The sequence below is a fragment of the Paenibacillus tianjinensis genome (assembly GCF_017086365.1).
Lineage (GTDB): Bacteria > Bacillota > Bacilli > Paenibacillales > Paenibacillaceae > Paenibacillus_AQ > Paenibacillus_AQ tianjinensis.
The window spans coordinates 5,383,644-5,405,282 of the sequence record NZ_CP070969.1 but is presented as its reverse complement, the minus strand read 5'-3'; the positions used below and the strand labels follow the sequence as shown (position 1 = coordinate 5,405,282).

19 protein-coding genes are annotated in these 21,639 nt (G+C 52.1%); 6 read left to right on the top strand and 13 right to left on the bottom strand.

Going from position 1 to position 21,639, the window contains the following annotated elements; genetic code table 11:
* Positions 1–19 precede the first annotated feature (19 nt).
* Positions 20–1,633, top strand: a complete 1,614-nt coding sequence (locus JRJ22_RS25055; RefSeq protein ID WP_206105298.1) for an extracellular solute-binding protein — start codon at positions 20–22, stop codon at positions 1,631–1,633.
* Positions 1,634–2,097: 464 nt separating this feature from the next.
* Here JRJ22_RS25055 and JRJ22_RS25050 read toward each other — a convergent pair whose 3' ends face one another.
* The 13 genes from JRJ22_RS25050 to JRJ22_RS24990 all read right to left on the bottom strand — a co-directional run bounded on the left by JRJ22_RS25050 (position 2,098) and on the right by JRJ22_RS24990 (position 13,530).
* Positions 2,098–4,329, bottom strand: coding sequence for a helix-turn-helix transcriptional regulator (locus tag JRJ22_RS25050; protein ID WP_206102017.1), 2,232 nt, complete (start codon positions 4,327–4,329; stop codon positions 2,098–2,100).
* A gap of 171 nt (positions 4,330–4,500) precedes the next feature.
* Positions 4,501–5,106 carry a DUF1989 domain-containing protein gene (locus JRJ22_RS25045; RefSeq protein ID WP_206102016.1) on the bottom strand — a complete coding sequence of 202 codons (606 nt, stop codon included), beginning with the start codon at positions 5,104–5,106 and terminating at the stop codon, positions 4,501–4,503.
* A 21-nt stretch (positions 5,107–5,127) separates the two neighbouring features.
* Positions 5,128–5,811, bottom strand: coding sequence for a cyclase family protein (locus JRJ22_RS25040; protein ID WP_206102015.1), 684 nt, complete (start codon positions 5,809–5,811; stop codon positions 5,128–5,130).
* 33 nt (positions 5,812–5,844) lie between these two features.
* Positions 5,845–7,659 carry an adenine deaminase gene (locus JRJ22_RS25035; RefSeq protein ID WP_206102014.1) on the bottom strand — a complete coding sequence of 605 codons (1,815 nt, stop codon included), beginning with the start codon at positions 7,657–7,659 and terminating at the stop codon, positions 5,845–5,847.
* A gap of 3 nt (positions 7,660–7,662) precedes the next feature.
* A complete protein-coding gene (locus JRJ22_RS25030; protein WP_206102013.1) occupies positions 7,663–7,944 on the bottom strand; it encodes a EutN/CcmL family microcompartment protein in 282 nt (93 codons plus the stop codon).
* Between the two features lie 20 nt (positions 7,945–7,964).
* Positions 7,965–8,705 carry a hypothetical protein gene (locus tag JRJ22_RS25025; protein WP_206102012.1) on the bottom strand — a complete coding sequence of 247 codons (741 nt, stop codon included), beginning with the start codon at positions 8,703–8,705 and terminating at the stop codon, positions 7,965–7,967.
* An 8-nt stretch (positions 8,706–8,713) separates the two neighbouring features.
* Positions 8,714–8,995: a BMC domain-containing protein gene (locus JRJ22_RS25020; RefSeq protein ID WP_019908484.1), complete on the bottom strand. Its 282-nt coding sequence runs from the start codon at positions 8,993–8,995 to the stop codon at positions 8,714–8,716.
* 19 nt (positions 8,996–9,014) lie between these two features.
* Complete coding sequence (locus tag JRJ22_RS29505) at positions 9,015–9,443, bottom strand: BMC domain-containing protein (RefSeq protein WP_206102011.1); 429 nt, start codon at positions 9,441–9,443, stop codon at positions 9,015–9,017.
* A 49-nt stretch (positions 9,444–9,492) separates the two neighbouring features.
* Positions 9,493–10,524 (bottom strand): hypothetical protein, encoded by a 1,032-nt coding sequence (locus JRJ22_RS25010; RefSeq protein ID WP_206102010.1) that lies wholly within the window; start codon positions 10,522–10,524, stop codon positions 9,493–9,495.
* A 40-nt stretch (positions 10,525–10,564) separates the two neighbouring features.
* Positions 10,565–10,834, bottom strand: a complete 270-nt coding sequence (locus JRJ22_RS25005) for a BMC domain-containing protein (protein WP_206102009.1) — start codon at positions 10,832–10,834, stop codon at positions 10,565–10,567.
* Positions 10,835–11,011: 177 nt separating this feature from the next.
* On the bottom strand, positions 11,012–12,355 hold the full coding sequence (locus JRJ22_RS25000; protein WP_206102008.1) for a UbiD family decarboxylase: 1,344 nt from the start codon (positions 12,353–12,355) through the stop codon (positions 11,012–11,014).
* Positions 12,356–12,910 carry a UbiX family flavin prenyltransferase gene (locus JRJ22_RS24995; protein ID WP_206102007.1) on the bottom strand — a complete coding sequence of 185 codons (555 nt, stop codon included), beginning with the start codon at positions 12,908–12,910 and terminating at the stop codon, positions 12,356–12,358.
* 254 nt (positions 12,911–13,164) lie between these two features.
* Complete coding sequence (locus JRJ22_RS24990; protein ID WP_206102006.1) at positions 13,165–13,530, bottom strand: DUF2294 domain-containing protein; 366 nt, start codon at positions 13,528–13,530, stop codon at positions 13,165–13,167.
* A gap of 326 nt (positions 13,531–13,856) precedes the next feature.
* Between JRJ22_RS24990 and JRJ22_RS24985 the strand changes: the two genes are divergently transcribed.
* The 5 genes from JRJ22_RS24985 to JRJ22_RS24965 all read left to right on the top strand — a co-directional run bounded on the left by JRJ22_RS24985 (position 13,857) and on the right by JRJ22_RS24965 (position 21,639).
* Positions 13,857–15,398 (top strand): response regulator, encoded by a 1,542-nt coding sequence (locus JRJ22_RS24985; RefSeq protein ID WP_206102005.1) that lies wholly within the window; start codon positions 13,857–13,859, stop codon positions 15,396–15,398.
* 20 nt (positions 15,399–15,418) lie between these two features.
* A complete protein-coding gene (locus JRJ22_RS24980) occupies positions 15,419–17,239 on the top strand; it encodes a sensor histidine kinase (protein ID WP_206102004.1) in 1,821 nt (606 codons plus the stop codon).
* Positions 17,236–18,765 carry a response regulator gene (locus JRJ22_RS24975; RefSeq protein ID WP_206102003.1) on the top strand — a complete coding sequence of 510 codons (1,530 nt, stop codon included), beginning with the start codon at positions 17,236–17,238 and terminating at the stop codon, positions 18,763–18,765. The genes JRJ22_RS24980 and JRJ22_RS24975 overlap by 4 nt, the downstream gene beginning before the upstream one ends.
* 112 nt (positions 18,766–18,877) lie before the next feature.
* Positions 18,878–20,575, top strand: coding sequence for a type 2 periplasmic-binding domain-containing protein (locus tag JRJ22_RS24970; RefSeq protein ID WP_206102002.1), 1,698 nt, complete (start codon positions 18,878–18,880; stop codon positions 20,573–20,575).
* Between the two features lie 92 nt (positions 20,576–20,667).
* The gene (locus JRJ22_RS24965) at positions 20,668–21,639 is read left to right on the top strand and encodes an ABC transporter permease (RefSeq protein WP_206102001.1); all 972 of its coding nucleotides are present in this window, start codon (positions 20,668–20,670) and stop codon (positions 21,637–21,639) included.

Here is a 21,639-nt window from a genome sequence, read left to right as displayed (position 1 = left end):
ACTTTTAGGAGGGTTCATGATGAAAAAGAAGACAGGCCGAAGATCTCTGGTTACGCTTACAACGGCTGCGCTGGCGCTCTCGCTCCTTGCGGGCTGTGGCGGCAATAACAACAGCGGGAACAGCGCAAACGGCGCAAACAGCGGGACAGACGGCAATAAAGACACAGCCGCAGCAACGGACAGCACAACCAGTATGGCAGCTCCGGCAGAGACCGGAATAGACACTTCGAAGAAGGTGGAGCTCCAGTTCTATATGCTCGGCGATGCCCCTAAGGATCTGCCGGTCATTCAAGACGAAATCAACAAGATGGCTCAGGAAGAGCTGAACGCCACGGTTAAGTTCAACTATACAAGCTGGACGGACTGGGATCAGAAGTATAAGCTGCTGCTGTCTTCCGGCCAGGCGATTGATCTGATTTTTACAGCGGACTGGACCCAGTATCAATCGTACGCCAAACGCGGCGCCTTCCTGGCCATTGACGATCTGCTGCCTAAGGCTGCACCGGAGCTGCAGAAATTCGTACCGGAGTCGATGTGGGAAGATGTAAAGGTTGACGGTAAAATCTATACCGTTCCTGCCACTTATAAAGAGTACGTAACCAACGGCTTCGTCTACCGCGAGGATCTGCGCAAGAAATATGATCTGCCGGTGCCTAAGGATCTGGCCAGCTATGAGGCTTATATGGATGGCATTGTCAAAAACGAGCCGGATATGATGCCAATGTCCTTGAACAGCGATATCGGCAATAATCTCCACTACATTTATACCGAGCTTAACAAAATGATTGGCGCTCTCCCTTACGGGATGGGAGTGAAGTATGAATCGCCTACTACTGTCTACTCCTACTGGGGTTCTGATGAACAAAAAGAAGAGTTGAAAACGATGAAACGCTGGGCGGACAAAGGCTTCATCCCCAAAAACGTGCTGAATATCAAGGATACGATGCAGGATCCGGTGACTTCCGGCAAAGCGGCCAGCATGTTCGGAGATAATCCGACGCGCTATAACGACATGAAGATGAAGATCAGCACGACCCATCCCGAATGGGAGCTGGCTTATTCTCCATTCGGCCTGACCACGGGTTATGCTACACCTGTACACCCGATTCACAACGGGTTTGCGATTCCCAAGAGCAGTAAGAACCCGGAAAGAGCTCTCGCGTTCTATGAAAAGCTGGTCCTCGACAAACGCTACAATCAGCTGACGCAGTATGGTATTGAGGGCAAGAACTACACCGTTGAAGACGGCTATTACAAGCTTGTCGGCACCAGCGCCAGCAATGGCTTCTCCCGTGAAGGGATGAACGGCTGGGCTTGGAGAAATCCTGAGTTCATGCTGTTCGATAAAGGCTTTGACGGTGTGAAGGCGATCTTCGATGAGCTGGATAAGATCCAGAAGCCTGACCTGTTCCTGGGCTTTGCGGAAGACTACTCCTCTTACCAGGCTGAGAAAGCGGCACTGGAGCAAGTAGAGAAGCAATACCTCTTCCCGCTGGAGGCAGGCCTTGTAGAGGATATTGATAAAGGGCTGGAAACTTTCATGCAGAAGGCCAAACAGGCCGGGTTAGAAAAAATCCAGACCGAGTGGACGAAGCAATGGAACGCTTATGTTGCGGAGAAAGGCATTAAATAGTGGAGGTGTGCCCCGGAAGCCGATGGCTTTTGGGGCGTTTTATTTGCCGCTGGGTTGTGCGGGAGGAGTTGGTGCTTAAGTGGACGCTCCTAAAACGGAATGTTGTTCCAACCGCTGTTGTGTCCGGATTTTTTGATTTAACCTTGGCGGTGAAAATCCGGACACAAAGGCGGCCGCTGCCGCTTTTCCACAATCATTCCGTTTTATCCGCTGTTTAAGCGGTAACTGCTCCAGCCCAAACTGCTCAAAAAAAAGCCCTCCAGCCACCGGCTTCGGGGGCATAGGGAGGGAGCAGCAGAAAAGCCAGCCTCCATGTACTTGGAGGCTGGCTTGGGTGGCTTTTAAATAACCTCATGAGGCAGCCTCGGCCTTTATTTGCCGAAGCTGCTCATGGAAAGAGCGGGATGGAGGCTAAAGGCAAAGAATAAGTGCGCAGATAGAGGGAAGATTGGCTGCAACCTGAACTAGGCATTTTTAGAGCGCCGGTAGTCGGTAGGGGTGGTGCCGAAGCTGCGCTTGAACATCCGGTGCAGATAGGAGCTGCTGGTGAAGCCGCAGCGCTCGGCAATGGTCGTTACCGGCAGATCGGTGTTCTCCAGCAGGCTGCACACCTCGCGCATACGTACCTCCAGGATGACATCGACGATGCTGGTCAGGGTCTGCTGCTTATAGAGCCGGCTGATGTAGATCGGAGACATATCGAGCTCATCGGCGATCTGGTTCAGGCTAAGATTCGGCTCCATATAGTTCTCGGCTACCTTTTGATTGATCAGGCGGATCAGATCATGCTGCTTGGCGTTTTTTTTCTCAGACAGCTGTCCGCGCATTTCTCTGAACAGGGCGAAGAAGGCATCTTCCAGCTCGGCGACGGTTTCTACGGATTCCAGAGTTGGCAAGGCGGGCACTCCATCACATTGTAAACGGTTACGTTTTTGGACTGTGCTGATGATTTCTTTTATCGTCACACTAAGTCTCGAAACGGCTAATTGCACGGTATGAAAAGGATACGATTCAGCTTCCCGGATAATGGTGCTGAAATGCTCCTTGGCCTCCTCAATCTTGCCGCACATTAGCGCATCGGTCAGACGTTTTTCTTTTTCGGTCGGATAGTGGTACGTATTGGCCTGGAGTGCACTTATGGACTGCGCACTGATGATGCACCCATGCCCGTAAAACAGCCTGTGATTCGAGGCTTCTCTGACCTGCTTGTAAAGCTTATGCAGCTGCACGGCATTCCGGTCGATATGGCTGTAGGTGAGGGTTAGGCTTATTTTCAGATAATCGGAGCAGGCCAGCTGAATTTGCCGCAGGAGTGTCTCAATCAGACCGGTGTCGGTGTATTCTATTGAATCAATGATATTCAGGAGCACAAGTATTCCATCATCATTCATATCGACGGTTTCAACCCGGTAGGTCTGGCCGCAGATTTCCGAGGCGATGTTCATAATTGCAAATTTGTAAGCCAGCAGGTAGGACGACCGTTCATCCCGTAATTCTCTATAGTTGTCAATCCGCAGCAGAATCAGCCGGTAATCATCATTGAAGGTGAAGTGAATGCCAAGCTGCCTGAGTTTCTCCACCTGCTGAATGGATTGCAGCGGCTTAAGGCCCAGGACCAGATCGCGCATGGTATTTTGCCGGATCATAAACATGCTGTCCCTTTTCTCACTCTCGAGAATGTTCATCTCACTGACAATCCGGTTGATCGGCAGATACAGGCTTTTGGAGGTGATCCAGGACAGAAGAATCCCCCCAACCAGAATAAGGGCGGCGATGAGCAGAGTGGCGTTCCGGATGCTGTCGGTCTGTTTGGTGATGATGTCATAAGGGGTGATGCGCACATATTGCCAGCTTAGGTCATCCGGCGCAGTAAAAGAGATTAGCGAATTGACGCCTGCAAACTTGCCGATAAAGTAGCCTTCGGAATCTCCTGTAATCTTTTGCTCTACCATGCGGGCTTCTTCGGCTGAAAGCTCCTGCTGCTCCAGGCTGTTGCCGGACAGGAAGGAACCGTTCCCGGACAGAATAAAGGTTGCGCTTTTGGAATCGGCAGGACTGTTAATCTCTTTGTTGATCCAAGGGGCGGAAATGTTAACAATCACTGCCGAGTTAATCGTCCGGTCCCAGCCGATGGCGTCGTAGCATAAAAAGGTATAAGCCCGGACCTGATCATTCTCCTCGGCACCGTTCGAATAGACGCGCGGAATCGGCGTAAACGGCTTGTATTCCTCGTAATGGTTCAGAATATCCAGAATATTCGTATCCACCAGCTCCTGCTCGGTAAATACACCGTTCTGGCCGTGGGAAGAGGCGATATAGAGCTTTGCGCTTTTCGGGTTATAGACATAGATGGATTCGATATACGGCATAGAGCTTAAATAATTTCCGAGCTCGGACATGGCGGCTGTGACGTCATAAATATCCGGCTTGTCGTAGAAGACGATTTTGGAGATGGTGCTGTTGCGGTAGATCTGAAATGAAAGCGATTGCGCGGCTTCGTTCATGTTCACAACCTCTTTGCTGGTCTGTGTGAGATCGCTGAGGTCGGAACGGAAAGCCTGTGTCTTTTCGACGCCAATATAGTAGTTGTAATAAATAATGGTGGAAACAAGGAAGGTTAAGGATACACAAAGTGTCATACTGACCAATATCCTGCTGTATAGTGCTCTTCGATTGCCAAGCTTGTTCAGTCTCATTAGCATCCCCCTGAATTCATAATGCGCACTGGCGTCAAGGCCTCTCTGTATTGTTCACAGTATGATTATAAACTTCATAGGGGTGAACAGAACAGTGCAGCAAGCTGACAGCAGTGAACAAAATGGAATTCAGGGGGTGTGAACAAATCGGATATCAGTGTACAAAACAGCCTAACCGGTAATCTGCATCAGCAGCGGAGTGACCTTGAACCCGTTGACGGGAGCGAGGTCCTGCGAGCAGGAGGAGAGGGCGACAATCACGTCCGTCAGTGCCAGGAGAGCGACATAATCACCGGGCTTCGAGAGCGGTTCTTCAATGACATAGTCGAGGTTATCATCGAGTGCATTATTCATGAACCAGTTGATCGGATCGGGCAGCTCCTGGTCTCCAAGGTTGTATTTCTGCAATGCCCTCTGCAGATTATCGTGGCAGTTCGGGTGCTGCTCCAGTCCGAAATCAACCTTGTAGCGGTAATAATCACAGGCCGGGAAAAAGAAGTCATGCCGTCCGACCGTATCATGGGTCAGCTGCATCAGCGGCTGCCGGTAGTTGCTGTAGAGGCCGTCGCCGGGTTTAAGGCGGATGCTGCTGAGTGAAGCCCGCATATGCACAGGGGAGACATGCTCGTCAGGGTTACCGGCATTAAAGCAGACGAAATCGCCGACCTGCTTGCCCTCCACGTCTATGATATACAGTGTCTGGCCTTTGCGCACCAGAGCGCTTCTGCCTTCGTATGCCGGTACGATAATTTCCTCGATCAGAGTTCCGTTTCTCATGTCCTTCACCTGCTTAATATTTTATTCTATGAAAACTGCGACGGCCCGGATGGGAGAGCCGGTGCCTTTGCGGATTTTGAGCGGGAGCCCGAAGTAGAGGAACCGCTTCTGCGCGATTTGGTCCAGATTGCAGAGATTCTCGGTATTGGTCAGCTTGTACTCACGGCAGATTAGATGCCCGGCAAAGGTGGTATCCAGCGGGTTGTCGATGGAAGGCGCGTCGATGCCGATATTAACGACACCCTGCCGGGCCAGCCATTCAGCTGCTCCGTAATCCAGTCCGGTGTAGCGGGTCAGCCATTCGTCCGTGCCGTAAGCACGGTTATAATGACCGGTGTAGAGCAGCACGATGTCTCCTTTGTCGAGATGAAGAAACCCTTTGTCCAGGGCCAGCTCCAAATCCCTGCGGGTAATATAGTCATCGGGTGAGATATGAGAGAGGTCAAGACAGACGGCCGGCCCGTAAAAATACTCCAGCGGCATCTCGTCAATCGTCGCCCCTTGCGGGTCATATTCATAAATAGCATCGCTATGGGTCGGACCATGCTCGTTAATAAGCAGGTTATTCGTAGCGAATTCGAAGCCAAGCTTTTGCCGGCTCTCCTCATGGCTCATATTGGGGAAGATCATCGTCTTCTGATGCGGCGGGAACACCGGCATCCCCTGATAGATTTCCTGGGACAGATCGACTACCTGAATACCCAAGTGCAGCAGCCTCCTTTGATAAAATAGTGATGATCAGACCAGCGCCGGCAGTACGGTAAAGGCATCGGCATCGATCAGGCCGATGTCGGTAATTTTCCAGGCCGGGCTGGTGACGAGCGAGAGGAAGGACAGGTGCATAAACGGCACATGCAGGGTGCAGCCCAGTTCCTCACGGGCCAGACGGTGCAGCTCGGTGATTCTTGCGCTCATCTCTTTGCCGGTCAGCTCGTCGGTCATCAGACCGCCGATGCGCAGCGGCAGATCACCAACCACCTTGCCGCCTTCAATCATGGCGATCCCGCCGTCCATGGCAATCACCCGGTTGACCGCTGTCACCATGTCGGCATAATTGGTGCCGGTGACAATGATGTTGTGGGTATCATGGGCCACACTTTCGGCGATGGCGCCGGCCTTCAGCTTCATGCCGCGGACGAAGGTTTTGCCGATCTTGCCGCTGCGGCCATGCCGCTCGACAACGAGCAGGGGCAGGAGGTCATTCTCTACCGAAGGCTGCACGACGCCGTCCTTGACGGCAGCGGTGAAGATCCCCGCTCCGGTCAGATTCTGGTCGGGAATGACCTCAATAGCGCGGACCTGAACGCTGCCATGTGCCCCGCCTGAGGAGAGGTGAAGATCCTCCAGCTTGACGGGCTTCCGCTTGACTGATTTCTTCACGGAAGCGGGATAAGTATAGGATGGGATGTCACGGGTCAATTCGCCGTCCTGGGCCACCTTGACTCCGCTGATATACACTTGCGATACCGTCATCTGTGCCAGATCGCTGATGACAGCGATATCGGCCTTGGCCCCGGGGGCCAGCAGTCCGATATCCTGGAAGCCGAAATGGGTAGCCGGATTGATCGTAACCATCTGTATCGCCTCAACAGGGTCGATGCCTACAGCAATAGTGCGGCGTACAATATCGTTCATGTGTCCATGCTTCAGCAGATCCTCCGGGACCATATCATCGGAGACGAGGATCGCCCTCCGGGAATCCATCCCTTCTTCAGTAATGGCACGGATGCATTCCGCCATGTTCCGCTGCGAGGAGCCTTCGCGTATGAACACGCTGACCCCATAGCGCAGCTTCTCCACCATTTCTTCCTTGGTGGTGGTCTCGTGGCAGGAGACATGGCCGCCGCCACAAATGATATGGGCTGCCAGCTCCCGGCCAAACAAACCGGGGGCGTTGCCCTCGATGGTTTTGCCGATTGATTTGGCATAAGAGACGGAAGCAAGCAGATCATCTATTAAATAAGGCGCATTGTTGTACACCGGATGGACATTGCTGAAGCCCTGCAGCTCGCCGATTCCCTGCACATAGTCATCCTTCAGCAGATCCTGCATATCCTTGGAGCCGATATCCGCCCCGGCAGTTTCCAGGCCCGGTACATCGGGGGTGAGGCAGGGGACGGTGAACAGGACGCGGTTTGGCAGCGTGCGTGCTTCATCAATCATCGCCTTCATGCCGGGGACCCCCAGCACGTTGCCGATTTCATGCGGATCAGCCACCAGCGTGGTTGTTCCTGTAGGAATGGACAGCTTCGAGAATTCCGTAACGGTCAGCATCGCACTCTCAAAATGCATATGGGAATCAATAAAACCGGGGCTGATGAATTTGCCGCTCATGTCTTCGACAATGGTCGAGGGGCCGATCAGCTTATCCGCCTGGCCGACAAGCAGAATCCGTTCGCCTTTGACGGCGACATCGCCGGGATAAATCTCCCGGGTAATTACGTTGATAATATAGCCGCCTTTCAGTACCAGGTCGGCATAAGCATCACCGGAGAGCAGGACATCAATCATCCGGCGGCGCTGAATCGCATCTCTTATCTCTGTTGTCAGCATCTGCTACACACCTCCTGTCCGGGCGCAATCCACACTGTCCACGATCCCGACAATGGCTGCATCAACCGGGGCATTCGGATGCTGTGTTGCTCTTGAAGCCACGCTGCCCACCGCGTAGATGATCGTCTCACCGATGCCCGCGCCTACTGTATCAACGGCAACGACCGGCTGGCCCGCAGGTGCCCCATCAGGCAGGATCGGCTGAATGATCAGCAGCTTGGCACCGATCAGATTCTCATCTTTGCGCGTTGCGACGACATGCCCCGTAATGATTCCCAGCTTCATGTGATTGTCACCTCTTTGGTCTAGAATACAATTTCAATGCCATGCTGCCTGGCCAGATCCACGGCAAGCGGAGTGATCACCGCCGGAGCGGCCAGGCGGATGGACGTGGTGCACATTCTTAGTGCGGCCTGAATATCCCCCGCGGTTAGTACCTGTTTGCCCGATTTTGTCTGGGCGGAAGAGAACCAGTGTTTCACCTGATCCGGTTCAAGCAGCGTAATGCCGAAATCTTCAATGGCTGCAAGCTTATGCTGCAGTTCGTCCTTCAGCCGGGGAGGGGCCTGAAACATTCCTTGCTCCCCCCAGCGGTAATGCCCCGGATTCGCCCCAAGCGTCAGTGTCCCCACGGGTTTGCCGGCACAGAGGAACCGCACAATCAGCTCCACAAAAGGATCACCGGCATCCAGCTGGGCTAACCGGGACAACAGAGACAAAGATAGGACCGGAATAAACAGAATATCGGCATCCTCCGTTGAACAAGAGCGGAGAGCAGCAGTTGCAGTAATATCGTCAACCCCTGTTGCAGCAGCCAGCTCCTGAACTGTAATATCACGGAGCAGCTGTTCATCCCCCGCCAGCCGTAGCCGTGTCCGGGTCCGGTCAAGCTGCTTTATTGCGGAATACCCTTCCTCCATGCCAATAAAGTGACCGGCCAGCAGAATAAAGACCCGGGGAAAGTCCTTGTTCAATTCCTCTTCCCTGGACCGGTACGCCAGGCCGAGAAGGGCGCTGGCTGCAACCGCGCTATGCCGGCTATCCATAGTGAATATTATTCAATTCCCTTGGACAATAGCGCGCGTTCCACTTCACTGTGCGGCCGCGGAATGACATGCACCGACACCAGCTCTCCGACACGCTTAGCTGCGGCAGCTCCTGCATCGGTCGCTGCTTTTACCGCACCCACATCTCCCCGGACCATTACCGTTACGAGACCGAAGCCGATTTTTTCATACCCGCAAATTTCTACATTCGCAGCCTTTACCATTGCATCAGCTGCTTCGATTGCGCCTACCAGACCTTTTGTTTCGATTAATCCCAATGATTCTCCCATCTTAAAAACCTCCATTAGTTTAGTTTGGCTGATCCGGTAAATCCGGTGAATCTGATGCTTGGGCTAAGTCCGCTGACTTAGGCGGCTTAGCGGTTGTTGCATAAGACTGGTGCGGCGGAGGGGTGGAGACATCAGCACCAGCCTCAGAGCGGTTCTCAGGCAACAGGTAATGGTCCAGTATCTTGCCGGTCACATCGCTATGCGCCTTGGCGATTACATGGGCGGAGACCACGGTGCCGACCCGCTGCGCTTCTGCCTTGCCGGCCTCAACGGATGAGGTTACGGCAGCAACATCGCCGCTGAAATGCAGGGTGACGCCCAGTGAACCGCCGACGCCGATGACCTTCTCGACGGCAACCAGCTGCACATCCGCTGCTTTGAGCGCGGCATCCGCCGCGGAGACGGCGGTGGTAAAGCCCAGCGTCTCGATTAAACCCAGTGCTTGCATGAAGGAAGCCTCCTTAATGAATTCATTCGTTGTTCAGCGGTAATTGTAATCATCTACATGTCTCAGCCAGGTTTGCTAACCCGGGAGCTGCCGCTGCCATCTGTTCGGCAGCTCCGCTTATAATGCTGTAACCGTGCTCCGTGCGGAGGTGCAGCCCGGACGAAGGATGGCGCTGCAGCCACTGTTCTGCGATGCCGATGCTGTTCCAGCGGGAAGTACCGGCTACTACTGCAATGGCCTCCTGCTGTCCGCCGCCGAAATACCGCCGCAGCAGCCGGGCGGGCTGCAGGCTGATCCATATCCGGACAGGAGAAGCTGCTCCGGCCTGCATATATGCGGTGAGCTCCTCCAGCTTGGCTGCCACCTTATGCTGATCCTTGCCGAACAGCTTAAGCTCAAACCCGCCACCGTCGTTGCTCCAGCAGATGTCCGATTCCAGCTCAGGCTCGCCGGAGAGCAGCTCTTCGGCGGCGAACAGCTGGCCCGGGTGGCAAGCAGCTGCGCTGATAACCCCGGCAGAGCTGTAATTGCGGCTGGAGCTGCCAAGCAGCGGGCGGAGGTCATCGCGGATGCGGGGGAACAGCCAGACCTCCAGCCCGCCTGCTGCCGGGAGGCGGACCGGCGCAAGTATGTCCTGCGGCTCCGGGGTGATCCGCGGCTGGGTGGAGTTCCCCAAGGGGCTGTTATCCTTCTGCTCCAGCGGAGACAAAGTGCGCAGAAGCAGTGGAGACAGGTATTGTCCGGCCATGTCCCGGCCGGGGACAGCATCCGCTGTCGGCTGTTTTGCCGGCTGCATTACCCTGGCAGCTGCAAGGGAATCCGGCTGCCTGCCGGCAGGAGCCTGTGCCGGTGAAGGGAGCCCGGCCAGAACGGCCAGCCTCCTGGCAGTCTGCTCTTTCTGGTAATTGGTGCGCTGAAGCGGTAGCTCGGGCTTGGAGCAATGCCCCGGCTGAGCACAGGTGTGCGGGCAGTTCTCCCGGCTGCTTACCGTGCAGGAAGGAGCAGGGGCCGCTATCCCCGGAGCGGCGGTGCGATTTCTTTGCAGTACTTCAGAAACAACGTCCTTCATAAAACTGGACAAGGTCATTCACCTCCTTGATGACTTTATTCCGGCAGGAAGCTTAGAGGAGCATCCTGGCGAGATCGGGATGCGGACGCGGGATGACATTTGATGCCACCAGCTGCCCGCCGGTCTTCTGATAAGCGGCTGCACCGGCTTCGACGGCTGCGGCCACAGAGGCGACATCGCCCTCGACGATCACTGTCACCAGTCCTGAGCCAACCCGTTTGAAGCTGGCCAGCCTGACATTCGCCGCCTTGCACATAGCATCCAGCGCTTCCAGCGCCGGGGTCAGGCCGCGTGTTTCAATTAAGCCGATCGCTTGCATCATGCACCTCCTGAAAGTTTTGTGAGCCCATCTTCACAGAGTTCGCATCGTACAAAACTCACTTCGGAAGCATAGGCTAAAGTTTTGTGAGCCATCTTCACAGAGTTCGCCTCGTACAAAACTCTCATCGGAAGCATAGGCTTAAGTTTTGTGAGCCTATCCTTCATAAGGACGTTTAAGCTATATATAGTCGGCCAGCCGGATCTCATCCTGTCCCGGAATATGTGTCCTCCGGTACTGCTCTTTATGTGCGAGCGGGCAGGTGGCGTCGATGCCCATTTTGGCAGATACCCCGCGCAAATTATGTGACGGTTCCAGCGGTGAACCTTTGGCGCCCGGGACGATGAACAGATCGAGATCAGCCTGCACTCGGGTGGCAATGGCCCATTCCACATCCAGCGGGTCGAGCAGATTGACATCCTCATCGACAACTACAGCATGCTTGAGGTCTTTGTCACCGGCAAAAGCAGCCAGCAGCGCCGTTTTTCCGTCACCTTCCTGGACTTTGCGGATCTGGATGACCGCATGATAGCGGCCGACCCCGCCCATCGTAATATGGACATCCTTCACTCCAGGAACAACCTGGCGGACGGAGCCGAGCAGGGCAATCTCGCGGGAGATGGCCATCGGCAGCTTCTCCTCGTAGCTGGCCGGAAGGATGGTTTGCCATATGGGCTGGTTCCGGTGGGTGACGGCAGAGATTTCGACCACCGGCTGCTCTGTGCGCGGGCCGTAATAGCCGCCCAGTTCTCCAAACGGACCCTCCGGCTCGCGGACACCGGGGAGTATCCGCCCCTCGAACACAACCTCCGCCTCTGCCAGCACTTCAAGGTCAACCGTTTTGCACTGGACGACTTCGAGCGGCTGATGGAGCAGGGAAGAAGCCACCTCCAGCTTATCCGTATGGAATAAGTGGGTGCTGATCTGCGAGGCCAGCACGACCGCCGGCACAACCCCGAACATGAACGCCGCTTCCATCGGCTCTCCGCGGTCTTCGAATTCTTTGTACTGCTGGAACAGCTCGGGGGAGGAGATCAGAATACCGGTCCGGTTCCCCTCCAGCAGCTGCATGCGCCGGATGGAGGTATAGCGCTTGCGCCCGTCTTCGCCTTTGACGACCATCACACCGGAGACATAATAAGCGCCGCTGTCCTCCGCGTGGTACGTGCATACCGGAAACAGCTCCTTCAGGCGGATCCGGCTGGTGATAACCTTCTCGTGCACCGGTGCCTGCTCCACCAGCCGGGTTGGCGTAGGCGAGACGATGGCGGCGACCAGCCTTGGCAGCAGCTCGGCTGGAGTCATGTCCATGCTGTCTGCGATCAGCTCCTTAGAGCCGCCAAGACCGACGGTCATCGGGTCGGGATAACCTTTTACCTGTTCGAACAGCAATGGCTGCTTACCCTTTACAGCCTTCACAACGGCCCCAAGCTCAAAGCGGGGGTCAACCTCCCTGCGGATGTGCAGCAGCTGGCCGCTGCTCTCCCAGTGGTTCAGCAATTGTCTGATATTAACTGCAGCCATTTAACCCTCACCCCATCTCTTCATTAACTGATGTTCAATACCGAATGCATCAAGTACCCGGGCATTCATGAAATTCACCAGCTCCCATATTTCGGTTGGATGGTTATAGAAGCCGGGGGAGGCCGGCATAATATCGGCACCTGCCCGGGCAAGACGGAGCATATTCTCCAGATGAATCAGATGCAGCGGTGTTTCGCGGGGCACAATGACCAGCCGCCGCCGCTCCTTCAGCATCACGCTGGCTGCACGGTTGAGGAGGGTATCGCCCATGCCGTTCGCAATAGCTCCAAGTGTATTCATTGAGCAGGGGACAATCACCATTCCGTCCGTTTTGAAGGATCCGCTGGCAACGGGAGCGAACAGATCGGAATTTGGCAGGATGGTCCCGTACTGCGCAAGCTCCTGCATCTCTATGCCGCATTCATATTTCATCACGTTCGCACCGGCCCCGGTAGCGATGATATAGGTTTCGATGCCAAGCTGGTGCAGGCTGCGGATCAGGGAATACCCGTAAATTGAGCCGCTGGCTCCTGTAATGGCTACTACAATTCTCATGTACGGAATCTCCTTTGACCAAGGGCTGCATTGCTGCGAAGCCTTGGAGGTCAGATGTATATAACAAAAAGAAGCCGCTGAAATAGAGAGGGTCTCTAATCAACGGCTTCCTGCAATCTGTAAACAGATATAGGGCGAACCTTAAGGGAATTTCGGCTCATCAGGATGAATCGAGATGAAGCCTGGTATTTTGAATTATCGGAATAACAATCAATGGATACCGGCTGCTGTAAATCCGCGGGATAAATCCCGCATCATTGATCTGGACCGGAATCACAAATAATGACTGTGCAGGCCCAAGCCGTCTGGGGATCGTAGTCCCTGAGCACGCCTGCGGCTGGCAGTTCCAGGTCTTCGGTAAGCTTCTTCTGGATTCTCCGCTTGAATTCCTGATGCAGCGCGGCGTCTACGGACTGCTTCAGCTCGGGATAATGATCTTCCAGTGCGCGAAGGGCTGCGACCCGCTGATGCTTCACCAGGAACATAATCATTGTCTCGTTCACAGCCTCAATCTTTAGCTGGGTCACGCCGACTCCGTACAGCTCCTTATGAACCTCATTGTAGCAGCGGGATAATTTCTTCTTGTATTCATTGGATGAGAGAAGCAAGGTGACCGTCAAGAAATTCACTTCCCTGTAGCAAGGTTAATTGCGTAATGAAATATAACATAAAAGGTTGGGTGTATGCGAAAAGAGTAATTTTTAACGTAACTTAAACATCATTATAGAAGAAAAATCTGCAAAGTAAATGACTTATGTTACATTATATGACTTTGAACCGGAAGTGATTTAATTATTTTTAGAGGGGGTGCAGTTATCCGGACAGCTGACCGGTTTCTTCTTTTTACACACTTCTTCTTCCATGTTTTCACAAATCTATGTTAGCATGGTCTATAGTTATTTTGCAGACATCTCTTTGCAAATTTGAACATGGAGGTGCATGGCACATGTTGAAAGTCCTGATTGTTGATGATGAGCCCTGGGTACTTGAAGGGCTGCGGACGATGGTGGACTGGGAAAGATTTGGATTTGAAGTGTGCGGGGAAGCTCTTAACGGCCCGGATGCACTGCGGATGGCCGAGAGGCTTAAGCCGGATCTTGTGCTAACGGATATTCATATCCCGGTCTTTAACGGTCTTGAGCTAATTACCAGGCTGAATCAATCCATGGTTAAGCCGCCCAGGTTTGTAATATTAAGCGGTTATGACGATTTCCAATATGCAAGAACTGCTCTGCGCCAGCGGGTAGATCAATATTTGCTGAAGCCGATCGATGATGAGGAGATCGAAGCCCTGCTAAGCAGGATCAGTTTGATGATTCATAATGAAATCGCTTCCAATCTGGAGCGTCAGAAGAAACAGGCCATGATTGTCGGCAATCTGATCAACCGCCTGATTCAGGGGGAGGATGATGAGGATATCCAGCTGATGGCAGCCAATTTGATGAATATACCCACAGATGCGGAATTGTTGGGCATTCTTATCGATCCCCCCTCTGCCGCAGCGCTTCTTCAGCAGCATTTGAAGGATTACTTCCCTTGCGAATTAGCAGGCTGCTTCCAGGACAGCGCGGACCGGTTCGGCCTGATTCTGCAATCCGCCTTCCTTTCCCGGGACAGCCTGACTGCCGGAGTCAACCGCCTTCAGCAGGATTTGGCAGAGCAGCTACAGGAGCCGGTAGCCGTTATGGTCAGCGAAAGAATGTCTGGCGCCCTTTCCCTAAAGGATATTTATTTGCAGACGCTGGAAATGTGGAAGCTGAAGTACCGCAGAGAAAAGGGTGGTGTTTTTTTTAATAGCGACTTCAGGAACTCCTCTAAAGAGTTGAGTATCGACCAGGAAACCTTCACAGAGCTGCTGGAAAAAGTAAAGGCAGGCGATATTCAGGCGATTGAGCCATGTGTGAGGGATATCTTCATGTTCTACACGCAGCATTTATTTTCGGTGGAAGCTGTCCAGGCAGGGATTGCCCATCTGGAAATGACTTTATGCCGGCTGATCACTGAACGTAATGGCGAAACCGCCGGAATGATGAACCAGCATCACGAGGAGTTCGGAAACCTGGGCGAGCTGGGCGATTATTTCAGGCTGGGCAGTTATGTAAGCGGGCTGTGCAGACGGGCGGCTGTCTATTTGGCTGAGCTGCAGGAGGCTAACGAAGGGAACACGATCTATAATGTTATCCAGTACGTGGACCTTGAATTCCGCAATAAATTGCAGCTTCAAGAGCTGGCCCGGCAATTTCATATGAATTCTGCCTATTTGGGGCAGGTGTTCCGCAAAGAGACCGGCCGCAGCTTCTGTGAATATTTGAACCATAAGCGGATTGAAGCCGCTAAAGGCCTGCTGAAGCGTACGGAGCTGAAAATCTCTGATGTTGCAGCACAGGTCGGATTCAGCAATACGGATTATTTTATCGATAAGTTCAAGAGGATCGTGGGCGTCCTGCCTTCGGTATACAAAAATTCGAATAACTGTAAGCAGCGCTAAGAAGGACAGGTGCACAGGCCATGCAAAAAAAAAGATTCCGTTTCACCAATATTGTCAACGATATTCCGCTGAATTCTAAATTTATCCTGATCTATATCGTTGGTGTGCTTCTGCCTATTATGGTTATCAACCTCGTGTTTCTGGAACGGATTACTGATCTTATCAAATCAAGGGAGCAGCAGAATCTGGAGATCTCCCTGGAGCGGGCGAGAAAGGATATTCATGATTTTATCGAAGGCGGGGTTGCCGTCAACTACACATTGTCTACGGATAAGAACCTGTATGAAATGCTGGACCGGAACTATAAGGACCTTATTGATTTTTATGGTGCTTTTGATGAACAGCTGCGGGACCGGTTGAACAGCTATATGCCGGTAAACAACCAGATTGAGCGGATCAACGTGTTTACAAATAACCGCTCCATTGTTTCCGGGGGCAACTACCATATCATGGACCAGAAGGTATTGACAAGTGAATGGTATCAACAGGCGGAGTCCTCCAGCAACAGGGTTGTTGTTACCGCATACAGGACAAGTGAGAACGACAATACCTCGTCTTCGACCCCTACACTTAGTGTTATCGGATGGATGGATAATTACAGATCCTTTACCAAATATGGAAAGTTGCTGAAGATCGATCTGGATCTTAGCGAGGTTTATAACGTCATTATCAGAGAAAAAGATTACCTCAGCCTCTATCTGGTCAATGAACAGGATCAGATTGTCATGTCTGAAGACAGCGGTTACCAGCTGGTGACAGATGAGCCGTATCCTCTGTTTAAGCAGCAGGAAAATAATCAGCAGGAGCTTCATGTGCTGCCGCTAGGTTCGGCCAACTATCTCAGGGGCTGGCGTATTATCGGAATTACGCAGGGGGAACGGATCACGCAGGCAATTCTGGATATCCGGCTGTATGCAGCTGTGCTGGCGACCACGGTCACGCTGCTGACCTCTGCTTTTATTTATGTGATGCTGAGATCCTACAATTACCGGGTGAAGCGGCTCTCGAGACACATGCAGAAGGTAACCAACGAGAAGTTTGAGCTGATCCGGATTGACGAGGGACGCGATGAAATCGGCGGCCTGATTCATAATTTCAACAGGATGACCTCGCGGATCAATTCGTTGATTAATGATGTGTATAAGCTGGAAATTCAGAGTAAAAACCTTGAGATGGAACGGGTCAGGGCAGAGCTGAACTTTCTGCAAAGCCAGATGAATCCTCATTTCCTGTTCAATACGCTGAACGCGATCCTTGTGGTCTGCACCAAAAATAAATATGACGATGTGACGGATATTATCAAAAGCCTCTCCAAGCTGCTGCGCAGGCTGCTCCGGTGGAAGGAGGACCTGGTGTCACTGCAGGAGGAAATGCAGTTTATCGAGATGTATCTGAAGATTGAGAAATTCAGGTTCCGTGATAAATTCGACTATCAGTTTGAGATCGAGGAGCAGGCACTGGAGTATAAAATTCCGAAGCTCAGCATGCAGCCGCTCGTGGAGAATTCCTGTAAGCATGGCCTGCAGACGATAGAAGGGCTGGGCATCATCAAGGTAAGGGCAGCGGCCCTAGAGGACCGCCTGCAAATTACGGTTTCGGACAACGGAAAAGGAATCGAAGCTGCGCAGCTCAAGGATTTGCTGCATAATATCCGCACCGAGGATTCGTCCGGCTTGAATATCGGGATGCGCAATGTGTACCGCAGATTGGAGCTGTATTATGCCGATCAGGTGACTTTTGAAATTATCAGCGTACCGGGTGAGGGAACTGCAGTTTCGTTCGGCATCCCGCTGAAGCTGCTGGAGAAGACTCATCCCATGGGAGGCGGGGGAGTGCTATGACTTATAAAGTGCTGTTAATTGATGATGAGCCGAGTGCTCTCGAAGGTTTGCTGCTATGGATTGACTGGCGGGAGCTTGGCTTCGAGATATGCGGGACCTGCAGTAACGGCCAGGAGGGCTTACGGTTAATCCATGAGCTGGACCCAGATCTGGTCATCACGGATGTAAACATGCCGCTATTGAACGGTCTGGAGATGATTGGCGCCTGGCAGCAGGCGGGGGGCAGGGAGACCAGGTTCGTAATCTTAAGCGGGTACAGCGAATTCGAATATGCCCAGACGGCTATCAGATACGGTATTAATCATTATTTGCTGAAACCGGTGTTTCCGGAAGAAGCAACAGAGGAACTGCGGGAGATCTACCGGGAACTGGAGCAGGAGGAGCGCGGCAGGAGGTTTCAACAGATGGCAGCCTCGGAGGAAACAGCGGCGGCAATCAAAGGGCTGTTATATGAGCAGCCGGCCGATCCGCTGTTTCTCGCTGCACTGCCCGCGGATCTTTGCTGCTGGAATGTCTGCCTGGTCCAGACCGCACCGCAGCAGTATGCCGAGGTAAGGGGCAAAGCAGCCGCCTTAATCGTAGGAGCAGCCGCTATGTATCTGGTTGATCTGGAGGCAGGATGCTGCGCGATTGTATCCGGAAGTTCTACGGCTGGCCATGAAAATGATGCAATCACCCGGATGGCAGCCTCGCTGGGGCAGGAGTGTCCCGGCCAGCCCGTGTTTATTGCAGCCGGAACCAGTGTACCTGCATTGACTGGCATCATGGAGAGCTACCGGACGGCTAAGGAAGCACTGCAGCACTTTTTTTACCGGTCCTCCTCTGCCGGATTACTGATGTACCACGAAATCAAGGATACACCGTTCAGCAGGCAATACGATCATATCCGGATGGCAGATGAACTAATCGGATTCATAAACACGCTGGATCTGTCCGGCTTCCGCAGCGCAGTGGACTCGGCGGCTCACAGCTTTCAGGAGAAGCTTGTGGCTCCAGAGGCAGTGAAGAAGTTTGTTATCCATCTCATATACCGGATCAGGGAAATGACCAATGTGACAGAGAGCGGCAAGAGGCAGGAGCTGCCAGACGAGTTCCAGCTACCGGAGATCTACCATTACAGGCTTACGTTGACCGGACTGATGGGCTATCTGCTGACCTCAGGAGAGACTGGAATCGAGCTCCTTCTACAGGAGCGGAGCAGGAAGTCGCCTGATATCGTGCGGGATATCAACCAATACATTCAGGAGCATTACCGTGAAAGTCTGACGATCCAGAAGCTGGCCGAAATCTTTTATCTGCACCCTGTATATCTCGGCCAGCTCCTGATCAAGAAGAACGGTATGGGCTTCAATGAGCTGCTCCATAATCTGCGGATTGAGGAAGCCGAGAGACTGCTCCATGAGCATAAACTCAAGCTGTCGGAGGTTGCCGAGCATGTGGGGTATGCCAATTACGGCCAGTTTTTGAAGCAGTTTGAGAAAAAAATGAAGATGTCTCCGAACGAATACCGCAATACAAAGACCTAAAAAATTTGGGGTTATACCTTTAATTCTGTTGTATTTTACAAAAGAAATCACCTCTATAATTCATAAATGTAAGTGCTTACAAAAAGCGTGATCAATAATATGGAGGTGCTTTATGGGGGGCAAGTCGAAAAAAACGTTTAAGTTTTCCCTGATTATGCTATTAACCCTGAGCTTTACACTCGCCGGCTGCGGCGGGAACAAAAACAGCAATAATAATGCTACAGCGAAAGAAACCAGTGCGGCACAAACTGCGGGAGCAGCCAACACAAGTGATAAGGTTGAACCGTTCAAGGTAAGCGTCTTCATCGGCGCAGCCGGACAGCAGCCGACACCGGACAACAAAATTTACAAGAAAATCAAGGAAGAAACAGGTGCCAGCTTCGATATGGAATTCTTGGCAGGCGACATAAACCAGAAGCTTGGGGTTATGATTGCGGGCCAGGATTACCCGGATTTGATGACCGGTAATACAAAGCTTACAGCTGCGGGGGCTTATATTCCGCTTGAAGACCTGATTGAGCAATACGCTCCAAATTTGAAAGCGCATTATGCGGATTACTGGAACATGATGAAGGACCCGAATGACGGGCATATTTATATCCTGCCGAATTACGGCGTATACAACGGTAAGGTTAACAGTTCATGGTATTCAGGACCAGCCTTCTGGATTCAAAAAGCCGTCCTTAAGGAATTCGGATATCCAAAGGTGAAGACGCTGGATGAATATTTTGATCTGATTGAGAAATATAAAGCGAAATATCCGCAAATCGACGGAAGCCCGACGATCGGATTCGAAATTCTAAACTATGACTGGAAAAACTGGGGTCTGTTCAATGCGCCGCAGCATCTGATCGGCCATCCGAATGATGGCGGTGTTGTTGTAAATAACGGCGTGGCCGAAATTTTTGCAGACAAAGATTATGCTAAACAATACTATCAAAAGCTGAATGAAGTGAACCAAAAAGGTCTGATCGATAAAGAGACCTTTGTACAGAACTATGACCAGTATATGGCGAAGCTGTCCAGCGGTACGGTTCTTGGGATGTTCGACCAGCACTGGAACTTCAATGCCGCCGAGGACTCCCTGACTACCCAAGGCAAAATTGAACGCACGTATGTAGGTCTTCCGCTGGTATATGACGAGTCGACTAAAGACTACTACCGCGACCTCGCAGTTCTGAACCTTAACAACGGCTTCGGAATCAGTATCAACGCTAAAGATCCGGTGAAGATTATCAAGCTCCTTGATACCCTGATTCAGGAAGACTGGCAAAAAACCTTCTCCTGGGGTATTGAAGGCGAAGATTATATCGTTGAGAACGGCAGATTTATGAGAACCCAGGAACAGCGCGACAATGCAGCCGATGCCACCTGGCAGCTGGCCAACAAGGCCAAAGCGATGTTTGACTACCTGCCAAAAACTGAGGGAAGCTTCAGCGACGGCAACTCAACAGATGCAGCTGCACAGCCTGAAGAGTACAAAGCAGGTCTGAAGCCTTTCGACAAGGAAGTTCTTGATGCCTATGGCTTTAACTCTTATGTGGATTTCTTCAGCGAACCGCCTGCCAACCCGGTCTATTATCCTGCATGGTCCATTGACCTGATAGAAGGATCGGATGCCAAAATTGCAAGTACGAAACTGAATGAACTGCAGACCAAGTTCCTGCCTAAAGCCATCCTGGCCGATCCGGCTGATTTCGACTCCGTATGGACCGATTATGTCGGACAGATCAAAAAGGCCAACGTGAAGGCTTACGAAGACAAAATTAATGAACAGATCAAGTGGAGAATTGATAACTGGAGCAAATAACGGAGCATCAGCATCCGGAATCTGAAGGTGGGGGGCCGGTTCCGGCCTTCCACCTTCCTAAATTAAAATGATGGAGTGGGGAGATAACTAGTATGGATGAGACCCTAGAAATAGAAACCGTCGTCCGGCATCCCAAGAAAAAAAGGAAGAAGCAGCCGATCACCTGGTCCCTGTTGAAACGCCAGAATCAGCTGATTTGGATGTCTGTACCGTTAATGCTGTATATTATTCTTTTTGCCTACGTGCCTGTCTGGGGCTGGACCATGGCTTTCCAGAATTATAAGCCGGCCAAGTCATTCAGCGAACAGGAATGGGTAGGATTTAAGCAATTCAAATTCCTGTTTACCGATGATAACTTCATCAGGGTAATGCGTAATACTGTAGCGATGGGTCTGATCAACCTGATTCTCGGTTTTGTCACTGCTATCGTGCTTGCATTGCTGCTCAATGAAATCAAGAACATGTTCTGGAAAAGAACGGTGCAGACGATTTCCTATCTGCCGCATTTCTTATCGTGGATTATCGTTACCGGCATTGTGGCCACTTCGCTGTCGATCAATGACGGGATTGTCAATATCGTCCTAATGAAGCTGCATCTGGTTAAGGAGCCGATTCTCTGGCTCAGTGAAGGCAAATACTTCTGGGGAATTGTCGGGGCATCACATGTGTGGAAGGAAGTCGGCTGGAATACGATTATTTATCTGGCAGCTATTGCCTCTATAGACCCTGCACTTTATGAAGCCGCAGAAATCGACGGTGCGAGCCGCTACAAAAAAATGAGATTCGTAACCCTCCCAGGGATTAAAGCTACAATCGTCATTCTGATGATTATGTCCATCGGACATGTGCTGGAGGCGGGCTTTGAAGTACAGTACCTGCTCGGCAACGGGCTGGTTATAGACTGGGCAGAAACGATTGATATTTTTGTATTGAAATACGGGCTTGCACAAGGTAACTATTCTCTAGCGACTGCCGGCGGGATTTTTAAAACCGTGGTCAGCGTAACATTGCTGCTTATGGCTAACGGAATTTCCAAGCGGCTTGGGGAAGAGAGGTTGTTATAA